This window comes from Actinomadura macra NBRC 14102 (genome assembly GCF_001552215.1).
Taxonomy (GTDB): Bacteria; Actinomycetota; Actinomycetes; order Streptosporangiales; family Streptosporangiaceae; genus Spirillospora; species Spirillospora macra.
The window spans coordinates 250493-266503 of record NZ_BCQT01000004.1; the positions used below are offsets into that span (position 1 = coordinate 250493).

Annotated in this window: 15 protein-coding genes and 2 riboswitches; of the genes, 10 read left to right on the forward strand and 5 right to left on the reverse strand. The window is 70.2% G+C overall.

Annotation, left to right across the window (positions count from 1 at the left end):
- Positions 1-44 precede the first annotated feature (44 nt).
- From AMA02S_RS05890 to AMA02S_RS05900, 3 genes are all read left to right on the forward strand, one after another.
- Entirely contained in the window at positions 45-587 is a 543-nt protein-coding gene (locus tag AMA02S_RS05890; protein ID WP_067452788.1) for a MarR family winged helix-turn-helix transcriptional regulator, read from the forward strand.
- 93 nt (positions 588-680) lie between these two features.
- On the forward strand, positions 681-1568 hold the full coding sequence (locus AMA02S_RS05895; RefSeq protein ID WP_067452791.1) for an aggregation-promoting factor C-terminal-like domain-containing protein: 888 nt from the start codon (positions 681-683) through the stop codon (positions 1566-1568).
- A gap of 42 nt (positions 1569-1610) precedes the next feature.
- Entirely contained in the window at positions 1611-2264 is a 654-nt protein-coding gene (locus AMA02S_RS05900; protein WP_084264697.1) for a TetR/AcrR family transcriptional regulator, read from the forward strand.
- On the opposite strand, the gene AMA02S_RS43330 is transcribed toward AMA02S_RS05900, so the two are convergent.
- Positions 2261-2944 (reverse strand): hypothetical protein, encoded by a 684-nt coding sequence (locus tag AMA02S_RS43330; RefSeq protein WP_157430409.1) that lies wholly within the window; start codon positions 2942-2944, stop codon positions 2261-2263. The two genes, AMA02S_RS05900 and AMA02S_RS43330, sit on opposite strands and share 4 nt — an antisense overlap.
- 145 nt (positions 2945-3089) lie before the next feature.
- Here AMA02S_RS43330 and AMA02S_RS05910 point away from each other — a divergent pair, with 145 nt between their 5' ends.
- The gene (locus AMA02S_RS05910; protein WP_174550934.1) at positions 3090-3884 is read left to right on the forward strand and encodes an NAD-dependent epimerase/dehydratase family protein; all 795 of its coding nucleotides are present in this window, start codon (positions 3090-3092) and stop codon (positions 3882-3884) included.
- A gap of 80 nt (positions 3885-3964) precedes the next feature.
- The gene (locus AMA02S_RS05915; RefSeq protein ID WP_067452794.1) at positions 3965-4612 is read left to right on the forward strand and encodes a TetR/AcrR family transcriptional regulator; all 648 of its coding nucleotides are present in this window, start codon (positions 3965-3967) and stop codon (positions 4610-4612) included.
- A gap of 174 nt (positions 4613-4786) precedes the next feature.
- Here the strand turns inward: AMA02S_RS05915 and AMA02S_RS05920 are convergent, their stop codons facing one another.
- On the reverse strand, positions 4787-6250 hold the full coding sequence (locus AMA02S_RS05920; protein WP_067452797.1) for a flavin-containing monooxygenase: 1464 nt from the start codon (positions 6248-6250) through the stop codon (positions 4787-4789).
- 82 nt (positions 6251-6332) lie between these two features.
- Between AMA02S_RS05920 and AMA02S_RS05925 the strand changes: the two genes are divergently transcribed.
- On the forward strand, positions 6333-6959 hold the full coding sequence (locus AMA02S_RS05925) for a TetR/AcrR family transcriptional regulator (RefSeq protein WP_245667373.1): 627 nt from the start codon (positions 6333-6335) through the stop codon (positions 6957-6959).
- A gap of 198 nt (positions 6960-7157) precedes the next feature.
- On the forward strand, positions 7158-8021 hold the full coding sequence (locus AMA02S_RS05930) for an SDR family NAD(P)-dependent oxidoreductase (RefSeq protein WP_067452803.1): 864 nt from the start codon (positions 7158-7160) through the stop codon (positions 8019-8021).
- A gap of 420 nt (positions 8022-8441) precedes the next feature.
- On the opposite strand, the gene AMA02S_RS05935 is transcribed toward AMA02S_RS05930, so the two are convergent.
- Positions 8442-9236 (reverse strand): hypothetical protein, encoded by a 795-nt coding sequence (locus AMA02S_RS05935; protein ID WP_067452806.1) that lies wholly within the window; start codon positions 9234-9236, stop codon positions 8442-8444.
- A 121-nt stretch (positions 9237-9357) separates the two neighbouring features.
- Between AMA02S_RS05935 and AMA02S_RS05940 the strand changes: the two genes are divergently transcribed.
- Entirely contained in the window at positions 9358-10884 is a 1527-nt protein-coding gene (locus tag AMA02S_RS05940) for an ATP-dependent DNA ligase (protein WP_067452809.1), read from the forward strand.
- Positions 10885-10942: 58 nt separating this feature from the next.
- Here the strand turns inward: AMA02S_RS05940 and AMA02S_RS05945 are convergent, their stop codons facing one another.
- Entirely contained in the window at positions 10943-11839 is an 897-nt protein-coding gene (locus tag AMA02S_RS05945; RefSeq protein ID WP_067452812.1) for a hypothetical protein, read from the reverse strand.
- An 89-nt stretch (positions 11840-11928) separates the two neighbouring features.
- Here AMA02S_RS05945 and cds1 point away from each other — a divergent pair, with 89 nt between their 5' ends.
- Entirely contained in the window at positions 11929-13032 is a 1104-nt protein-coding gene (gene cds1 / locus AMA02S_RS05950) for an L-cysteine desulfhydrase Cds1 (protein ID WP_067452815.1), read from the forward strand.
- Positions 13033-13083: 51 nt separating this feature from the next.
- Here cds1 and AMA02S_RS05955 read toward each other — a convergent pair whose 3' ends face one another.
- A complete protein-coding gene (locus AMA02S_RS05955) occupies positions 13084-14382 on the reverse strand; it encodes a M50 family metallopeptidase (RefSeq protein ID WP_067452818.1) in 1299 nt (432 codons plus the stop codon).
- A gap of 261 nt (positions 14383-14643) precedes the next feature.
- Positions 14644-14739, forward strand: a riboswitch (glycine riboswitch).
- Between the two features lie 4 nt (positions 14740-14743).
- Positions 14744-14834, forward strand: a riboswitch (glycine riboswitch).
- A 75-nt stretch (positions 14835-14909) separates the two neighbouring features.
- Here AMA02S_RS05955 and gcvT point away from each other — a divergent pair.
- Positions 14910-16004 carry a glycine cleavage system aminomethyltransferase GcvT gene (gene gcvT, locus AMA02S_RS05960; protein ID WP_067452821.1) on the forward strand — a complete coding sequence of 365 codons (1095 nt, stop codon included), beginning with the start codon at positions 14910-14912 and terminating at the stop codon, positions 16002-16004.
- Positions 16005-16011: the final 7 nt, after the last annotated feature.

Genomic DNA, 16011 nt, shown 5'->3' on the forward strand with positions numbered 1-16011 from the left:
TAAGAAGCGAGTACTTACATCTGGTTTTCCCCGAAGCTACGATCATGGACGTGCACACCCAGGCGCGACGGGGCGCGGACGCGAACCCGCAGGACAGCGTGGACCCGCTGGTCACCGGCATCAAGGACCGCTGGGACGGGCAGGGCCTGCCGGGCGGGCCGTGGCCGTTCATGGCGATCTGCTCTGTCGGGCGGCTCCAGCAACTCCTCAAGAAGGGGCTGGACGTCGAGCTGAAACGGCTCGACCTCAGCCGCACCGGCTACTTCCTGCTCACCACGCTCGCCCTCACCAGCAGCGGGCACGCCCGGCTGAGCACCCTCGGCCGGATCCTGATGATGCATCCGACGACGGTGAAGCTGACCGTCGACCAGTTGGAGACGGCGGGGCTCGTCACCCGCACCCGGCACCCGCGTGACCGGCGCGCGACGCTCGTCGCCATCACCCCGGCGGGGCACGAGCGGGCCGGCGCGGCCAACCGGGCGCTCGAATCGCCGGACGGTGCGCTCGCGGGGCTCGGCGACACCTACCGCGCCCTGTTCGAGGCGTTGCAACCGGCACGGTTGGCAGCCGGCGATGTGGAGCTCTGAAACGGACATGCCGGAGCGTGAACCACAGGTCACGTCGCGCACGTACATCGTCTAGGACGATACAAATCCCGGCCGATAAGGCAGTCTTCTCCTATGCCACAGAGTCACGGCACGCGCGGGCGTCCCCCGGCCCCCGCACAGCGCACCCGTTCCGAACAGCGCGGATCCGGCCGCAGGCAGGGTGCTGAACGGGGACGGACGGGACGCGGCGACCGTCGGGTGCCGCCCCCGCGTCCCGCGCCGGACGCCGGTGAGCCACCTGATCCGTACGGCTCGCACGCCTACCACGATCCCTATGGGACGGGCCCCTCCCCGGTTCAGCCGCGCAAGCCGCGACGGCTGCGGCGGGTGCTGACGAGCAATGTCACCATCACCCTCGTCGCCATTTGCGGGCTGGCCGCAGCGCTCGTCCTCGTGGACCTGAACAAGATGGGCGGGACCAGCGAACCGCCGAAGATGGCCGCCGGCGGCCTGTCGACCAACGACATGCTCGCGCGGTTGACCGGCTCCGACATGGACCCGATCGCCGCCGACTCGATCGCCGCCGCCAAGAAGCGTGCCTATGAGCAGCACGTCCGCGAGCTGAAGGCACTGAAGGAGAAGGCGAAGCGCGACGCGGCGGCCCGCGCGAAGCTGAAGGCCGAGCAGGAGCGCGAGCGGCTCGCCAAGTCCAATCCCAGCGCCGGGCAGAACAAGGCGTACGGCAAGAAGATGAACGCGCTCAAGGGGTGGGGCCGCTGCTGGCCGTCCCTGCTGACGCTCTGGAACCATGAGAGCGGATGGAACGAGCGGGCCGAGAACCCCTCAAGCGGGGCGTACGGGATCCCGCAGGCGCTGCCCGGCTCCAAGCTCGCCAGCGCCGGCGCGGACTGGCGCACCAGCTCTCCCACCCAGATCGCGTGGGGTCTCGGCTACATCAAGGCCCGTTACAAGGACCCCTGCGGTGCCTGGTCCTGGTGGCAGGCGCATAACTGGTACTGAGGGGTACGCGTGGCACGGCGCGCGACCTGAGACGATGGCGGGATGCGGACGAGCGGGCGCCCGGACGACGGCCAGGACGACGGCGCGGGTGAGGGGACCGGCGGCGGGCGCCAGTGGGCGCGGGCCGACGCCACCCGGCAGGCGCTGCTGACCGCCGCGCAGCGGGTCTTCGCCGACCGTGGGTACGACGGAGCGGGCATCGCCGAGATCGTCGAACGGTCCGGTATCAGCGTCGGCAGCCTCTACCACCACTACGGCGGCAAGGCCGGGCTGTACGTGGCGCTGTGGGAGGAGCTCACCACCGAGCAGGAGCGCAGCGCCGCGCAGGCCGTCGCCACCGCTCGCAAGACCGGCGAGACCGACCCGATCGCGTTGTTCATCGCGGGCGCTCGCGCGTACCTGCGGGTGTGCTGGGAGCGGCGGGAGGCGGCGCGGCTGTTCCATGGTGGGGAAGGTCCGTCCGGTTCGTCGCTCATGCGCCGCAGCCGCGCGCAGCGGTGGATCGCGCAGAACACCAAGCTGCTGCACGGCGCGTCCGACCCGGCCCCGGCGGGACGCGCCGGTCAGGTGCTGAGCCTGGTGCTGACGACCGTGATCGGTGAGGCCGGGCGGGAGATCGCGACCGCCGAGAGCGAGACCGAGGCCGCCGAGATCATCGACGAGGTGTGCCGCATCCTCATCCGGCTGGCCCGCTAGCGCCTACCGCGGCGGACCAGCCGCAACCGGAACAGCAGCAGCGTCACAGCGGACGCCAGGGCGGCCAGCATCCCGGCGTGGGGCGCGGTCAGGTCCTCGACCGTCGATTCGGCGCCGGGGCGCTCGCGCAGGTTGGACATCGGCACCGGGGTCAACGGCATGGACGCGACGCGCGGCGCGGCGACCGGTGGCGCGACCTGGGGTCCCCGCAACCTGGGGAGGGCGCCGGTCCCGCTGATCCGCGAGGCGCCGGCCGGCGCGGAGCCCGCTTCCGTACCGGAAGGGAGCGCACGCGGCAGTGCCGGGGCGGACCGCTTGTTCGGCGCCTGCCCCTGGACCTTGCCGTGGGCCGTGCTCCGCGCTTTGCCCGGAGCCTTGCTGGGCTTGCTCGGGGTCTTGCTCGGGGTCTTGCTTGGCGCCTTGCTCGGAGGCTGTGTCTTCGTCTTCGTGGCCGTCGGGGTGGGCGTCGGCGTCGCGGTCTTGGTCTTGGTCGGGGTGGGCGTCGGGGTCGGAGTGGGGGTGGGCGTCGGCGTCGGCGTCGGGGTCGGGGTGGGCGAAGGGTCCGTGGGGCTCGCTGTGGGCGTGGGCTCGGCCACGACCGGAGTCGCCCCGGCCACGGCGAGAACGGCCGCCACGCCGGCCCCCGCCAGGAACTTTCCGCCGCCCGATCCTGATCGCATCGCCGCCACCCCCAGTTAGTCGACCAATCACAGAAAGGAAACATGCGTTGAATGACCGTTTCAACCCCACGCAAACAGCTTGTCAGTGAAGACTCACCCCGCCGCCAACCCTGCCGGGAACGGCCGGATGCGAGAGACTCCGCCCATGACCCTGGGGACCATCGTGCTCACCGGCGCCGCGGGCCGGGTCGGCACCGCACTGCGAACCCCGCTGCGCGACGCGGCGGCCAGGCTCGTGCTCGCCGACCGGGCGCCGCTGCACGTGGAGGCGCCGAACGAGGTCGTCCACCGGACCGACCTGGACCTGCCCGACGCCGTGCGCGTCGTCGAGGGCGCGGACGCGATCGTCCACCTGGCCGGGGTCCGCGACGAGGCGCCGTTCCCCGAACTGGTCGAGGGCAACATCCTCGGGACCCACCGCATCCTGGAGGCCGCCCGGCTCACCGGAGTGCCGCGCGTCGTCCTCGCCAGCAGCAACCGCCTCACCGGCTGCTACCCGTCCACCGAGACCGTGTCACCTGCCATGCCGCCGCGCCCGGACGGCCTGTACGGCGCCAGCAAGGTCGCCGTCGAGGCCCTTGGCCGGCTCTACGCCGACAAGTTCGGCCTGGACGTGGTGTGCCTGCGCATTGGCAGCCTCGAACTCCATCCGTCCGAGCCACGCCATCTGGCGACCTGGCTCAGCCACCGCGACTGCGCCGGGTTCGTCGAGGCGGCGTTGACCGTCCCGTCGCCGGGATTCCTCGCCGCCTACGCGGTGTCCGCCAACGCGCGCCGTTTCTGGGAACTGGACGAGCGGCTCGGCTACGAGCCCCGGGACGACGCCGCCTCCTACGGTGTCCCCGACACCTTCGTCGCCGAGGGCACGCCGCAGGGCGGCGATTTCGCGTCGGCGGAGTTCACGCTCCGGCACCTGCACGGCGGCGCCGGACGCGGGTGATGTTCAGGTCACATGGGATGCCCCGGACCGTTATCCTGACCCGTGGGTTACCGCTTCCTGACGGAAAGTCGAAGGGGTCCATGCCAACGTCCACGTGGTTCCGGCTCAACGTCGCCAAGCGCGAGCGGGTGCTCGACGTGGCGATGCGCGAGTTCGGCGAGCACGGGTACTCCACAGGCAGCCTGAACACCATCGCCCGCGAGGCCGGCATCGCCAAGGGCTCGCTCTTCCAGTACTTCAGCGACAAGCTGGAGTTCTTCGCGTTCGTCTGCGACGAGGCGTCCCGCGGCATCCGCGAGGAGATGGAACGGCGGATCGCCCGGCTGGACTTCGACCAGCCCTTCGACGAGTGGCTGTTCGACGTCCTGTGCGACTGGACCGAGTACATGGCCGACCATCCGCTGGAGCGGGCCGTCACCGCCGCGACGAACTTCGAACTCGACAACAGCGTCCGCTCGGTCGTCCGCGACACCGCCAACCAGCATTACCTCCAGGTCATCCACCCGACGCTGCGGCTGTGGCAGGAGCATGGCGACATCCGCGACGACGCCGACCTCGACGTCCTCGCCACGCTGATCCTGACCCTTCTGCCGTTCCTGGCCCTCGCCCCCTACTATGACGGCCTCGACCCCATCCACGACCTGCGGGGACGCACCCCCGCCGAGCAGCGGCCCGTGATCCGCCAGCTCATCGCCGGCATCAAGCCGATGTTCGCCCCGGTCAAGTGACGCGTGCCGCCCATGTGCGACGAGATCCTCGGCTCCGGCACCCGTCGGTCATCACCGTGTACGACGTGGCCTGGTACGACAGGCGGCCGTGGATCATGATGGAGTTCTCCCCTGGGACCTGGCGCCCTTCGCTTGAAGGGCGCGCCTGAACCAGTCGCCTGATCGTGGGCGGTCTCAGGACGAGAAGGCGTACTCGTCCGGGTTCGCCTTGCGTGAGGTGGCCCAGAACTCGAAGGTGTGGCCCGGCCAGAGGGTGCGGTTGACGCCCTGCTCGTCCAGGTACCAGCTCTGGCAGCCGCCCTCGCTCCAGACGGCGCGGCGCAGCCGCTTGTGCATCCGGTCGTTGAAGCGGCGGGACGCCTCGGGCCTCGGCTCCATCGCGTCGGCGCCGCGCTCCTGGAGGAGGCGCAGGCAGCTCAGGACGTGCTGGATCTGCACCTCGATCATGAAGACGACCGAGTTGTGACCGAGCCCGGTGTTGGGGCCGAGCAGCATGAAGAAGTTGGGCATCCCCGGAATGGTGGTGCCCCGGTGCGCCTCGATGCCGTCCGCCCAGATCTCCTGGAGTTTGACACCGCCCCGCCCTGTGACGCGCAGTTCGGCGAGGGCGTCGGTCACCTTGAAGCCGGTGCCGTAGATGATGCAGTCGACCTCGTACTCGCGTCCGTCCCGGGTGATGACCGACTGTTCGCGGACCTCGGCGATGCCCGCGGTCTCCACCTCCACGTTGGGACGGGTGAGCGCCGGGTAGTAGTCGTTGGACAGCAGGACACGCTTGCAGCCGATCGTGTAGTCGGGCGTCACCTTGGCGCGCAGGCCCGGGTCGGCGATCTGGTTGCGGATGTGCCAGCGGGCGAGTTTCTCCTGTGGGAACGACAGGCGCGGGTCGATGGTGAAACCGACCGCGCGCGCCTCCAGTGCCCAGTAGATGCTGTTGCGGAATGCCCGCGCCGCGCCCGGGACCTTCTCGAACGCCTTGCGCATGGCCGCGGGGAACGTCCGGTCGGGCTTGGGCTGGATCCACGGTGGAGTCCGCTGGAACAGGACGAGGTCGTCCACCTGTTCGGCGATCTGCGGGACGAACTGGATCGCGGACGCGCCCGTCCCGATGACGGCGACGCGTTTGCCGGTGAGGTCGTAGGAGTGGTTCCACTCGGCGGAGTGGAAGGTGGTGCCCTGGAACCTCTCGATGCCGGGCAGGTCCGGGAACGCGGGGATGTGCAGCGCGCCGATACCGGACACGACGGCCTTGGGGGTGAGGACGGTCCCGTCCGCGAGGGTGATGTTCCAGTGCCTGGCGCCGTCGTCGTACTCCATGGTGTCGACGGTGCTGCCGAACCGGATGTGCTCGCGGACGCGGTACTTGTCGGCGGTGCGCTCCATGTAGGAGCGGATTTCCGGCTGTGGCGCGAACATCCGCGACCAGGCCGGGTTCAGCTCGAACGAGAAGGAGTACATGTGCGAGGGAACGTCGCAGGCACAGCCCGGATAGGTGTTGTCGTGCCATGTCCCGCCGAGGGCGTCGCTCTTCTCCAGGACGACGAAGTCGTGGAAGCCGGACTTCTTGAGCCGGATCGCCATGCCGAGCCCGGCGAAGCCGGAGCCGATGATCACGATCGACGGAGTGCGCTCGCTCATGCCCCATCCTTCCGCGTAACCTACTCCCAGTAAGTTACCGGCAGTAGGTTACTGACGATAGGTCCAACAGAGGGGATTTCCTGTGAGTGGCGCCACATCACGGCCACCGCCCCGCCGGCGGCGGATGTCCCGGGCCGAACGCGAGCGGCAGATGCTGGACGTGGCGGAGGAGGTCTTCGGGGACCGCGGCTACCAGGCCACCTCGATGGACGAGATCGCCGAACGCTGCGGCGTGTCCAAGCCGATGCTGTACGAGTACTTCGGTTCCAAGGACGGCCTGCTCCTGGCCTGCATCACCCGTTCCAAGGCCGAGTTGCTCGACGTCACCCAGAAGGCCATGGCCGGGGCGACCGCGCCCGAGGACATCCTGTGGCGCGGGATGGTCGCCTACTTCTCCTTCATCGACGCCCACAGCAAGTCGTTCGACATGCTGTTGCGCGAGCCGTTCGCCGCGTCGCCGCGGACGCTTGAGGCGGTCGAGGCGACGCGGCGGCAGCAGAGCACTCTGGTCGCCGGCATGCTGACCGCGTTCGCGCCGTCCGCCCCGCAGGACGCGGTCGACGCCTTCACCGAGATCATCATCGGCGGGAGCGAGCGGCTGGCGCAGTGGCGCACACGCCGCCCGGAGGTCACGGCCGAGGACGCGGCACGCTACATGACCGACTTCTGCTGGAACGGCCTGAGCCTCTACGTCTCCGTACCGGACTGAACAAGGATCGAGAAGATAGCCTCAGCCGTCACGCGAGCGCGCGACCTGAGCGGTGGAGCGAAGCCGAAGGCGAGCCCCACCGGGAAGATCGCGAAGCGATGGAGCGCTCGCCCAAGCACGGTCGAGGGGCGAGCCGCTAGGCGAGCCCCTCGGGCCGGGATTGCGTTAGACACCGAATCCCACCAACGGAGGTCTCTCATGCCCCTCGCGCACTTCGACGGCGCGCTCGCCGTCGTCACCGGTGCCGGCAGCGGACTCGGCCGGGCCACCGCGCTGGCGTTGGCCGAGCGCGGCGCGACGGTGATCGCGGCCGACATCGACCTGCCCGCCGCGGACCGTACCATCGCGCTCGCCAAGGCGCTCGGGCCCGGCGGCGCCGCCTACCGGGTGGACGTGTCGGACGCCGCCGCGATGGAGGCGTTCGCGGCCGAGGTGAAGGACACGCACCACGTCCCCGACATCGTCGTCAACAACGCCGGGATCGCCGTCGCGGGGCCGTTCCTCGACACCGGGGTCACCGACTGGGAGCGCGTCCTCGGCGTGAACCTCTGGGGCGTCGTCCACGGCTCGCGCCTGTTCGGCAAGCAGATGGTGGACCGCGTGCAGGCACTGCCCAACAAGCCCGACAAGCCCAATCTCGGCGGCCACATCGTTAACATCGCGTCCGCCGCCGCGTTCGCCCCCTGGCGCACCCTGCCCGCCTATTGCACCACCAAGGCCGCCGTCCTGATGCTGAGCCAGTGCCTGCGCGCGGAACTCGCCGGGTCACGCATCGGCGTCACCGCCGTCTGCCCCGGCTTCACCGGTACGAGCATCATCGAGAACGGGACCTTCGTCGGCCGGGACGAGGCCGTGCGCGAGCGGCTCCGCCGGCGCAGCCACAAGGCGCTGAGGCTGCGCAACTACCCGCCCGAGAGGGTCGCCGAGCACATCGTCGGCGCCATCATCAAGAACAGGGCCGTGGTTCCGGTCACCTTCGAGGGCCACCTGCTGCAGACGCTGTCGCGCGTCTCGCCATCTTCCCTGCGCCTGCTGGCCAGAATTCCCACACCTCAGGGCTAGCCACTCGCCACCGGTCACCATCCCCACGGAACGGCGACCGACTTTACTCGCCACCTTTTGTCACGATGTCAAACTTCATATATACGATCCTGCATACGCCTTTATGAAATTGACTTCGGGCCGCAGCACGGTAGGCCAGGTTCAATGGTCCACCGGAAGAGAATGAGAAGGGCCGCGAAGCGGGGTCCACTTCGCGGCCCGCAGGTGAGAGCCTGTTCTGACCTGGGCTTTACCTCACCCAGGACACTCCAACCGATGGCACGGTCACTGTGTCGACCTCCTCCTCCCAGGCACTCGCACGCCGGTCACCGATCATGGAGCGGGAGCATGACCGGCGCACTCCTCCCCTTTTTCCGTCATCACCTTAGGAGCTGTTGACAGAAATTATGCCATGATCGGCCGATTCAGGTCAGAAATGATTTAGCGCAGTGCGCCCAAAGCTTCCCTTGCCACCTGTGTCGCGTTGGCCAGGCACGATCGCTCCCGCTCAGCCTGCTTGCCCGCGGGCGCGTCCTCGCTGTAGCTGACCGTGACGACCGCGTTGCTGACCCGGGCCGTCACTTGACCGACGACCGTGGGCTGCCCCTTGTCAGCCTTGAACCAGCGGTACGCCTGGTCGCCGACACCCGGCTGCGGCTCCAGCCTGAGGGTCCGCACCAGAGGCGCATTGTGCGCCTGAGTCCACTGCGTCTCGTAGTAGCTCTGGGCGTCCTTGACCGGATCCTCCGTGTTCCCCGGGGCGTACAGGTGCGCCTCCACGCGCAGCCAGCGGAACGCCTGGCCCGTGGAGGAGTACGTGCACGTGGTCAGGGTCGAGTTGGCACTCTCCCGCGGCCGGGCGCCCGGGATGATCCGGCCGATCGTGCCCTTCGACACCGTCCCGCAGGGCTTGGGGAGCGAGGTGATCGGCTGAGCCGGCGTCGCGCTCGGGGTGGGCTTGGAGGTGGGCGCGGCCGTGGGCGAAGGCTGCGGCGACGACTCGGTCGTGGGGGCGGACGCCGGGTCCGACGACCCGCCGGACAGATCATCGGGCGGCGTGCGGGCCGCGTGCTCACCCCCGCCCGCGGGCATCACGAGGAACACCACGACCGCCGCCACGGCGAACGAGACGAGCGCGACGAGCAGCGCCAGAAGCTTCGGCCGACGGGCGACCGACGGCGGATCCGGCGCCGAGTACAGGCGTTCGAACGACTCCGATGGACGCGGAAGCCCCACACCCCGCTCCTCACTCCCCCGACCGTCCTTCGTGTCCCCCACGTCAAGGTAGTCAGGCGCGCCGTCATCGACCAACCCCCCGGCGGGATCAATTGTCAGACCCGGTGGTCACAATGGGAGAGTGCGCATCGCCGAGCTCGCCGGGACGTCGGCGGCGGTGGCGGGTACCCCGGGCCGCAAGGCCAAGGTCACCGCCCTCGCCGAGTGCCTGCGCGCGGCGGAGCCGGGCGAGGCGGCCATCGTGGTCGCCTACCTGTCCGGTGAGCTGCCCCAGCGGCAGATCGGCGTGGGCTACGCGGCGCTGCGCGACGTCCCGCCCCCCGCGTCCGAGCCGTCGCTGACCGTCCCGGAGGTCGACGCGGCGTTCACCGAGATCGGCGGGGTGTCCGGGCCGGGATCGGTGGCCCGGCGACGCGAGCTCGTCGCCGCGCTGCTCGGCCGCGCCACCCGCGCCGAACAGGACTTCCTCATCCGGCTGCTGGCGGGCGAGCTGCGGCAGGGGGCGCTGGACGGCGTGATGGCCGAGGCGATAGCCGCCGCCGCGCAGGTCCCGGCGGCGCGGGTGCGGCGCGCGGTCATGCTGCGCGGTTCACTCGGCCCGGTCGCCACCGCGGCGCTGGCCGAGGGCACCGCCGGGCTGGCCGCCTTCACCCTGGAGGTCGGCCGCCCGATCAAGCCGATGCTCGCGGCGGCGGCCCCGTCGTTGGACGAGGCGTTCGGCAAGCTCGCCGCCGACGCCGCCGTCGAGTGGAAGCTCGACGGCATCCGCGCGCAGGTGCACGTCTCCGGCGGCGAGGTCGCGGTGTTCACCCGGACGCTCGACGAGATCACCGCCCGGCTGCCCGAGGTGGTGGAGGCGGTGCGGGGGCTGCCCGTCCACGACGCGGTGTTCGACGGCGAGCTGATCGCGCTGCGCCCGGACGGGCGTCCGCATCCGTTCCAGGTCACCGCCGCCCGAACCGCCACCCGAACCCCCAAAGGCGTCGCCCCGGTGCCGCTCGCGGTGTTCCTGTTCGACGTCCTGCACCTGGACGGCGCCGACCTCCTCGACGCGCCCGGCGCCGAACGCAATGCCGCGCTGGCCCGTGTCGTCCCGGCTGAACTGCGCATGCCGCGTGTCGTCACCGGCGACCCGGCGCGCGCCAAGGAGGTCTTCGACGAGGCCGTCGCACGCGGCCACGAGGGCGTCGTGGTCAAGTCCCTCGACACGCCCTACACGGCCGGGCGGCGCGGCGCGGGCTGGATCAAGGTCAAGCCCCGGCACAGCCTCGACCTGGTCGTCCTCGCGGTCGAGTGGGGCCACGGCCGCCGCCAGGGTCTGCTGTCCAACCTCCACCTCGGCGCCCGCGACCCCGAGACCGGCGGCTTCGTCATGCTCGGCAAGACCTTCAAGGGCCTCACCGACGAATTGCTGGCCTGGCAGACCGCCAAGCTCCGCGAGCTGGCCGTCCGCGAAGACTCCTGGACGGTGCACGTCCGGCCCGAACTCGTCGTCGAGATCGCCTTCGACGGTGTCCAGCACAGCCCCCGCTACCCGGGGGGCATCGCCCTGCGCTTCGCCCGCGTCCTGCGTTACCGCCCCGACAAGTCCGCGTCCGAAGCCGACACGATCGATACCGTCCGTGCGGTCGCCCCCGTCCTGGACTGACCCGCCGTGCCGAACGCAAGCCCGCTCGCGTGAAGGCTGAGGTCTCCGGTGGCCTTGACTATTTTCGGCGGGTTCTGGGGCTGCGGCGGGTGCCGGAGACCGCGCGGCGGCGGGCGAGGGAGACGGCCTTGCGCTGAGCGCGGGCCACCTTGCGGCGGCGGGTGCGCTCGGCGGCGGTGGCGCCGCGCTGGAGGAGCTCGGGTGGGATGAGGTCGTGGCGCCCGGCGATGAACTCCTGTACCCAGATCTTGGCGCGGATGAGAGGCCGCCGGAACCACTTCTCGTTGCGGACGGCACGGTTGTGCTTGCGCGAGCCCGGCGCGTACCGCCAGCGCGCCCAGGGCGAGCCGGGGCGCGCCACCCGGATGGCACCGACGATCAGCAGGGCGGGGACGAACAGTCCGATCAGGCCCGTCCAGATCTTGCCCTTCAGCAGTGTGAGGACGGCGAGGGCGAGGTTGATGACGAGGGAGGCGACGTAGAGGCTCGTGAGCGCCGAGTCGCCGGGATCGGGATCGACGCCCTCGAAACCGAGCGGGCGGATGCCGAGCAGCAGCAGACCGGTGACGGCGATGGCGACGAAGACAGCGTCCAGGGAGGCGCGGCCCTTCTCCGTCCAGTAGACGTCGCTGAGGTGCAGGATCAGCGCGAACTCGTCCAGGACGAGCGCGGATCCCATGCCGAACACCACGGCGGAGATCACGTGCAGGCCGACGTAGGGGTCGGGGACGGCGAGGCTCCCCACGCCTCCCATGAGCATCAGGACGACGCCGAACACCACATGGTGGATGTGCAGGTCCCCGGTGGTCACGTTGCGGAACCACCACCGGACGTTCGCCCGGATGAGCCGCACGTTCACCCTCGTCAGGACGAACGTGACGATGAACGCGACGAAGAAACCGAACAGCGGCAGCCGTCCGGTGTCCACGATGCGCTGCTCGAACATCTCGATCATCTTCCCCCCGTGGCCCCATCATGCCCTGTGACATGCGGGGATATCGTGGTGATACCGGTGATCAGTGACGATCTAGGGGGAATGCCGCTGTGAGCCACACCGTGGACCACTGCGATCCTGTGTGCCGCGCATGGATCGCCGAGGCGATCCGCAAGGTCGAGGCCGACGCCAACCGCAGTGCCGACACGCATCTGCATGTGTTCCCGCTGCCCCCCGAATGGGGCATCGACCTGTACCTGAAGGACGAGTCGGTGCACCCGACCGGGTCGCTGAAGCACCGGCTCGCCCGGTCGCTGTTCCTGTACGCGCTGGCGAACGGCTGGATCCGCGAGGACACGACGATCATCGAGGCGTCCAGCGGCTCCACGGCGGTGTCGGAGGCGTACTTCGCGCGGCTGCTCGGCCTGCCCTTCGTCGCGGTGATGCCGGCGGCGACGAGCCCGGAGAAGATCGGGCTGATCGAGTTCCACGGCGGGCGCTGCCACCTGGTGGACGACCCGTCCGCGATCTACGACGAGGCGCGGCGGCTCGCGGCCGGGTGCGGCGGGCACTTCATGGACCAGTTCACCTATGCCGAACGGGCGACGGACTGGCGCGGCAACAACAACATCGCCGAATCGATCTTCGAACAGCTGCGGTTGGAGCGCTTCCCCGAACCGTCCTGGATCGTGGTCGGCGCGGGCACCGGCGGCACCTCCGCGACGATCGGGCGCTATGCCCGGTACCAGCGGTTCCAGACGCGCCTCGCGGTGGTCGACCCGGAGGGTTCGGCGTTCTTCGGTTCGTTCGCCGACGGCGATCCGTCCCGGACGGCGGCGGGCTCGCGGATCGAGGGCATCGGGCGCCCGCGCGTCGAACCGTCCTTCCTGCCGACGGTGATCGACCGGATGATCCAGGTGCCGGACGCGGCGTCCATCGCGGCGATGCGCTGGACGAGCGAGGTCACCGGCCGCAGCGTGGGCGGTTCCACCGGGACCGCGATGTGGGGCGCGGCGGAGTTGATCGCGCAGATGCGGGCGGACGGCGAGCGCGGCAGCGTGGTCACGCTGATCTGCGACGGCGGTGAGCGGTACGCGGGCACCTACGGTTCGGACGACTGGCTGGCCGCGCAGGGCCTGGAGATCCGGCCGTTCCTGGCCGTGCTGTCAGAATTCCTGAAGACCGGCGAGATGCCGGACCCAGCTGGCCCGTGAGCCGACCTGTAAGCCGACCTGTAAGTCTGCCTGTGAGCCGGCGCGGGAGCCTCAGCCGGAGAAGCGGATCGGGTTGACGAGGTCGGCGTAGATCAGCAGGCCGCCCATGACGATCAGGACGGCGGCCATCACATAGGTGACGGGCAGGGCCTTGGCGACGTCCACGTAACCCGGGTCGGGGCGGCGGAACACCCGCGCGAACCCCTTCTTGATCGCCTCAAGCAGCGCGCCCGCGATGTGCCCGCCGTCCAGCGGCAGCAGCGGGACGAGGTTGAACAGCCCGACCGCGAGGTTCAGCGAGCCGAGCAGCATCACGAAGTAGGAGACCTTCTCGCCGCCGGTGAGCTGGTCGGAGGCGGCCACGTCCCCGCCGATCCGGCTGACGCCGACGACGCCGATCGGGCCGTTCGGGTCGCGCTTTTCACCGCTGAACGCGGCGTTCCAGATGCCGACCATCTTCTGCGGCATCCGCAGCAGCGCGCCCGCGGTGTGCTTGGTGAGGTCGCCCATGGTGCTCGCGACGGCGCCGGGCCCCTGGCGCTCCATCTCGCTGGTGGGCGTGATGCCGAGGAACCCGACCTCGACGACCTTGTCCTCGTTGTCGAGGTCCCGCATCTTGTTGCGGGTGATCGGCACGTTCAGGGTGATCTGACGGCCTGCCCGGTCGACGATCATCGGGACGGTGCGTCCGGCGGAGTCGCGGATCTGCTTCTGCAACTGCGCGTAGTCGCCGACGCGCCTGCCGTCGTAGGAGACGATCCGGTCACCGGCCTTCAGCCCGACCTGCTGGGCGGGGGTCGGCGCGGCGTTCGCCGGGCAACTGTCGAGCCTGGCCTGGCTCGCCGGGACCATGCAGGGCGAGACCTCCTGGATCACCGGCTGGGCCCGCTGGACGCCGAGGCCCATCAGCAGGATCGCGAAGAAGACCACGGCCAGGATCAGGTTCATGGCGGGGCCACCGAACATGATCAGCAGCTTCTGCCACCACTTCTTGGCATAGAACACGCGGTCCTCGTCGCCGGGCCTGACCTCCTCCAGCGCCGCGCCGCGCGCCGACTCGATGAGGCCCTGCCAGGGGCCGGTGCTGACCCGCCTGACCTGGCCGGGGGCGTCGCCCTTGCGGGGCGGCAGCATCCCGATCATCCGGATGTAGCCGCCGAGCGGGATCCACTTCACCCCGTACTCGGTCTCGCCCTTGCGCCTGGACCACATCGTGGGCCCGAAGCCGACCATGAACTGCGTCGTCCGGACGCGAAAGAGCTTGGCGAACGAGAAGTGCCCGAGTTCATGCAGCGCGATGGACGCCAGCAGGCCGAAGAACAGGATCAGCACTCCCGCCAGCCAGCCCATGCATGCCCCTCCGGTCGTGCACCCCGCACACCGGGGGGTGGTCTTCAGCAGTCTCCAAAGGGTACGTCACCCGCCTGCGTTTCGTTGAGTCTTGACATGATCATGGGGCACGGCAGACCTTCCCTACCGGACGGCCCGGAACCACCGGCAGGGCCATGATCACGCGACCGGACGGCACCCGCGGCCGGCGCCTCCGATCGACCGGCGGGCGCCGCCCCGCTGGTAGCGGGGCAGGGCCGCTGCTAGCCTGGCCGGAGCCGATGATCCCGTGCGGGAGAGTCCCCGGCCGCCAGCGGGGGACGCCGAAGGAGCAAATCCTCCCCGGAACCTCTCAGGCCCACGGACCGCACGGACCAGGCGACCTCTGGAAAGCGGGGACCTCCGTCCCCCGCCGAAGGTGAAAGCCCGCCCTGCACGGCGCGGGTGAAGCTCTCAGGCGCCGATGACAGAGGGGGAGGCACCGGAACGCCCGGTGCGCGAGTGGGACGATGGGTCCACGCGCGCCCGCGACGAAGGAGCCGAAGCCCATGTCCGCCGATCCGAACGTCAAGAAGACGCCGCTGCACGACGTCCATCAGGATCTCGGGGCGAACCTCGTCGATTTCGCGGGCTACCTGATGCCGCTGCGCTACGCGAGCGAGACCGCCGAGCACCAGGCGGTCCGGCAGGGCGCCGGACTGTTCGACCTGTCCCATATGGGGGAGATCTTCCTCGCCGGGCCGGGGGCCGGGGCCGCGCTCGATCACGCGCTGGTCGGCAACCTGTCGCCGATGGCGATCGGCAAGGCCCGCTACACGATGATCTGCGCCCCCGACGGCGGCGTCCTGGACGACCTCATCGTCTACCGGCTGGCGGACGAGACGTGGATGGTCGTCGCGAACGCCGCCAACGCCGCGATCGTCCGCGACGCCCTGGTCGAGCGGGCCGCGGGCTTCGACGCCACCGTGCGGGACCGCTCCGGCGACTACGCGCTGATCGCCCTCCAGGGCCCCCGCTCCCAGGAGATCCTGGAAGGGTTCACCGGCGCCCCGCTGGCCGGCCTGAAGTACTACGCGATCCACGCCGACAAGGTCGCGGGCATCGACGCGCTGATCGCCCGCACCGGCTACACCGGCGAGGACGGTTTCGAGTTGTTCGTCGACTCCTCCGACGCCGTCCGGCTGTGGGAACAGCTCGCGAAGGTCGAGGGCGTCGTCCCCGCGGGCCTGTCGGCGCGCGACACCCTCCGGCTCGAAGCGGGCATGCCGCTGTACGGGAACGAACTGACCACCGAGACGACCCCCTTCGAGGCGGGTCTCGGCCGGGTCGTCAAGCTGGACAAGCCCGCTGACTTCGTCGGAAAGACCGCCCTGGCGGCGCAGGCGCAGACCCCGCCGGGCCGTAGGCTCGTGGGACTGGTGGCCCGGGGGCGTCGAGCGCCGCGTAAGGGGTACCAGGTCGTCGCGTCCGACGGCACGCCGTGCGGAGTCGTGACGAGCGGCGCCCCGTCACCCACACTGGGCAAGCCGATCGCCATGGCCTACCTCGACAGCGGTACCGAGGAGACCGGCCTTGCCGTGGACGTCCGCGGCAGACACGAGCCGGTCGACGTGATCGTCCTGCCGTTCTACAAGCGTTCCTGAAACCTGG

Bases quoted from the DNA above. Each gene is read 5' to 3' on its own strand.
- AMA02S_RS05945 (WP_067452812.1), bottom strand. From the start codon at position 11,839: ATGATCGAGATGTTCGAGCAGCGCATCGTGGACACCGGACGGCTGCCG.
- AMA02S_RS05895 (WP_067452791.1), top strand. From the start codon at position 681: ATGCCACAGAGTCACGGCACGCGCGGGCGTCCCCCGGCCCCCGCACAG.
- gcvT (WP_067452821.1), top strand. From the start codon at position 14,910: ATGTCCGCCGATCCGAACGTCAAGAAGACGCCGCTGCACGACGTCCAT.
- AMA02S_RS43330 (WP_157430409.1), bottom strand. From the start codon at position 2,944: ATGCGATCAGGATCGGGCGGCGGAAAGTTCCTGGCGGGGGCCGGCGTG.
- AMA02S_RS05910 (WP_174550934.1), top strand. From the start codon at position 3,090: ATGACCCTGGGGACCATCGTGCTCACCGGCGCCGCGGGCCGGGTCGGC.
- AMA02S_RS05930 (WP_067452803.1), top strand. From the start codon at position 7,158: ATGCCCCTCGCGCACTTCGACGGCGCGCTCGCCGTCGTCACCGGTGCC.
- AMA02S_RS05915 (WP_067452794.1), top strand. From the start codon at position 3,965: ATGCCAACGTCCACGTGGTTCCGGCTCAACGTCGCCAAGCGCGAGCGG.
- AMA02S_RS05890 (WP_067452788.1), top strand. From the start codon at position 45: ATGGACGTGCACACCCAGGCGCGACGGGGCGCGGACGCGAACCCGCAG.
- AMA02S_RS05920 (WP_067452797.1), bottom strand. From the start codon at position 6,250: ATGAGCGAGCGCACTCCGTCGATCGTGATCATCGGCTCCGGCTTCGCC.
- AMA02S_RS05900 (WP_084264697.1), top strand. From the start codon at position 1,611: ATGCGGACGAGCGGGCGCCCGGACGACGGCCAGGACGACGGCGCGGGT.
- AMA02S_RS05955 (WP_067452818.1), bottom strand. From the start codon at position 14,382: ATGGGCTGGCTGGCGGGAGTGCTGATCCTGTTCTTCGGCCTGCTGGCG.